The organism is Variovorax sp. P1_H12_2 (genome assembly GCF_056405335.1).
The window spans coordinates 1-3,390 of the sequence record NZ_JBFUCI010000560.1 but is presented as its reverse complement, the minus strand read 5'-3'; the positions used below and the strand labels follow the sequence as shown (position 1 = coordinate 3,390).

Sequence of the window (3,390 nt, the reverse complement as noted above, 5' to 3'; positions counted from 1 at the left end):
GGTGCGGTCGGCGGCGTCTGCGGGCAGATCCTTGTGCTCCTTCAGCTTGTCGTTGAACTCGACGATGTGATTGCCGGCCGCGCGGCCGAACACCAGCAGGTCGAGCAGCGAGTTGGTGCCCAGGCGGTTGGCGCCGTGCACGCTCACGCAGGAGCATTCGCCCACCGCATAGAGGCCGTTGACCACGGCGCTGTTGTCTTCGCCCTTCTGGATCACGACCTGGCCGTTGATGTTGGTCGGAATGCCGCCCATCTGGTAGTGGATGGTCGGCACCACCGGGATCGGTTCCTTGGTGATGTCGACGTTGGCGAAGTTGACGCCGATCTCGTACACCGAGGGCAGCCGCTTGTGGATGGTCTCGGCACCGAGGTGGTCGAGCTTCAGCAGCACGTAGTCCTTGTTCGGGCCGCAGCCGCGGCCTTCCTTGATTTCCTGGTCCATCGAGCGCGAGACGAAGTCGCGCGGCGCGAGGTCCTTCAGGGTCGGCGCGTAGCGCTCCATGAAGCGCTCGCCGTTGCTGTTGAGCAGGATCGCGCCTTCGCCGCGGCAGCCTTCGGTCAGCAGCACGCCGGCGCCGGCCACGCCGGTCGGGTGGAACTGCCAGAACTCCATGTCCTGCAGCGGGATGCCCGAGCGCGCGGCCATGCCGAGGCCGTCGCCGGTGTTGATGAAGGCGTTGGTCGAGGCCGCGAAGATGCGGCCTGCGCCGCCGGTCGCCAGCAGCACGGTCTTGGCCTGCAGGATGTGCAGGTCGCCGGTTTCCATCTCGAGCGCGGTCACGCCGACCACGTCGCCTTCGGCGTCGCGGATCAGGTCGAGCGCCATCCATTCGACGAAGAACTGGGTGCGGGCCTCGACGTTCTTCTGGTAGAGCGTGTGCAGCATCGCGTGGCCGGTGCGGTCGGCCGCGGCGCAGGCGCGCTGCACCGGCTTCTCGCCGTAGTTGGCGGTGTGGCCGCCGAACGGACGCTGGTAGATCGTGCCGTCCGGGTTGCGGTCGAAGGGCATGCCGAAGTGCTCGAGCTCATACACCACCTTGGGTGCCTCGCGGCACATGAACTCGATCGCATCCTGGTCGCCGAGCCAGTCGGAGCCCTTGATCGTGTCGTAGAAGTGGTAGTGCCAGTTGTCCTCGCTCATGTTGCCGAGCGAGGCGCCGACGCCGCCTTGGGCCGCGACGGTGTGCGAGCGGGTCGGGAACACCTTCGAAAGCACGGCGACGTTGAGGCCGGCGCGTGCCAGTTGCAGGGATGCGCGCATGCCGGAGCCGCCGGCGCCGATGATGACGACGTCGAACTTGCGCTTGGTGATTTGATCTTTGGTGTAAGTCATTGGGTTAGAGCCTCCAGAGCACTTGAATGGCCCAACCCGCGCAACCGACAAGCCAGACGATCGTGAAAACTTGCAACAGCAGCCGGATGCCGACCGGCTGGACGTAGTCCATCCAGACGTCGCGCATGCCGACCCAGACGTGATAGAGCAGCGAGGCGATCACCACGAAGGTGAGCACCTTCATCCATTGGGCGGCGAAGATGCCGGCCCAGAGGTCGTAGCCGATCGGGCCGCGCTTGAAGATCACCTGCGCCAGCAGGATCACGGTGAAGAGCGCCATCAGGGCGCCGGTGATGCGCTGGCTCAGCCAGTCGCGCAAGCCGTAGTGCGCACCGACGACGATGCGCTTGGAGCCGTAGTTCACGGACATTGTCAGTTTCCTATTCAGTTGGGGTCAGAGCTGAAGATCCGACCCGCAAGAAATCAATAAAGGCCGAACAGCTTGGCGCCGAGGACGACGGTCAGCAGGACGCTCAGGAACAGCGTGGCGAGTGCCGTGCTGTTGCCGCTCTTCTTTTCGACCGCGGCGTGGCTCACGTCCATCCACAGATGGCGCAGGCCGGCGATGAAGTGGTGCAAGTAGGCCCAGATGAGCGCCAGCGCGACCAGCTTGAGGAACCAGCCCGGAAGGAATCCGACCCCGATGTTGAAGGCGGCCGAGAAGCGCGCGAAGGAAATCTCGGAAGACACCGAGGTGTCGAACATCCAGATGATGAAGGGCAGCAGCAGGAACATCAGCACGCCGCTGACGCGGTGCAGGATCGAGACGATGCCCGCCGGCGGCAGCCGATAGGTCGTCAGATCGGAGAGCGGATTGATGTTGCGGAACTCGCGCCGCGGCGGTCGGGGAGGGTTGGCCAGCTCTGTCATGGGGGGCTTTCGGTATTTTTTAGAGGGCGGCTTGTTCTGAAGCAAGAAAATGCAAACAACTCAAAATTCTATTGCAATGCACCATCGTGCCGTTCGGGGAGGATAGGTCATCGCACCGGGGCACTCGGATGCTTGAGCTCCCGCAATGGTTTGGGTGGGCCTGTTCACCCCAGCTGGTTGCGATAGTGGTGCGTGTCCGTGCGGTAGAGGCCGCGGCGCAATTCCATGGGCGTGTCATGGTAGGTGAGAGCCAGGCGTTCGACGCTCAGCAGCGGCGTCGCCGTGCTGACGGCCAGCAGCTCGGCCTGCGCCGCGTCGGGCAGGACGGCGCGGATTTTTTCCTCGGCGCGCACCATGCGCACGCCGAATTCGKTCTCGAACAGCGCGTACATGGGGCCGCGCCACGCGGTGAGCCGTTCGGCCGTGAGTCCCTTGAACGGCGTTCCCGGCAGCCAGAGCTCCTCCAGGATGGTCGGCGTGCCGCGATAGGCCAGCACGCGGCGCACCTGCAGCACGGCGTCGCCGGTGCGCAGCGCCAATGCCCGGGCGACGTCGGCGCTGGCGCGCTGGCGCCGGCAATCGACGATCGTGCGCTGGGCGGGCCCGTCGCTGTCGACATCGCCGCTGTCCGGCACYAGCTTCAGGAATCGGTACTGCACGTGCTGCTCGGCGTGGGTGGCGACGAAAGTGCCCTTGCCCTGGCGACGCACCACGAGGTTTTCAGCCGCAAGTTCGTCGATGGCCTTGCGCACCGTGCCCTGGCTGACCCGAAAGCGTGCCGCGAGGTCGATTTCGCTCGGAATGGGTTCGCCCGGCTTCCATTCGCCGGCGTGCAGGCTCTGCAGGATCAGCGATTTGATCTGCTGGTAGAGCGGACTGAACGACGGCGTGGCGAGCTCGGCGACGGCGGTGGGAGAGGTGGTCATGGGTGCGTCGGCGCACCGCGGCGGGTGCTTTCCGGGCGACATCTTATATAAGACATAAGACAGGCGCCACCGAAACCGCAAATCGGCATAAAATCGAAGACGTCCGAAGCCTGGGCGCCATCGTCCGGCCCGACCTTGTGGCCGCACCTTGCGGTCACGCACCGTTTTCACTCATTTCCTGGAGTTATCCCATGAGCAAAAAGCCTGTTCGCGTTGCCGTCACCGGTGCCGCTGGCCAAATCGGTTACGCCCTGCTGTTCCG

Annotated in this window: 4 protein-coding genes; all 4 read right to left on the bottom strand. The window is 64.8% G+C overall.

The genetic code is table 11. The annotated features are described in order from the left end of the window. Nucleotides 1-1,332: succinate dehydrogenase flavoprotein subunit (gene sdhA, locus AC1D2K_RS32295; RefSeq protein ID WP_478094216.1), on the bottom strand; the 1,332-nt coding region annotated here is incomplete at its 3' end. A gap of 4 nt (nucleotides 1,333-1,336) precedes the next feature. Next, on the bottom strand, nucleotides 1,337-1,702 hold the full coding sequence (gene sdhD / locus AC1D2K_RS32290; protein WP_286510114.1) for a succinate dehydrogenase, hydrophobic membrane anchor protein: 366 nt from the start codon (nucleotides 1,700-1,702) through the stop codon (nucleotides 1,337-1,339). A 53-nt stretch (nucleotides 1,703-1,755) separates the two neighbouring features. Next, complete coding sequence (gene sdhC, locus AC1D2K_RS32285) at nucleotides 1,756-2,202, bottom strand: succinate dehydrogenase, cytochrome b556 subunit (RefSeq protein WP_478094214.1); 447 nt, start codon at nucleotides 2,200-2,202, stop codon at nucleotides 1,756-1,758. A 164-nt stretch (nucleotides 2,203-2,366) separates the two neighbouring features. Further along, the gene (locus tag AC1D2K_RS32280; protein WP_478094212.1) at nucleotides 2,367-3,128 is read right to left on the bottom strand and encodes a GntR family transcriptional regulator; all 762 of its coding nucleotides are present in this window, start codon (nucleotides 3,126-3,128) and stop codon (nucleotides 2,367-2,369) included. Nucleotides 3,129-3,390 lie beyond the last annotated feature (262 nt).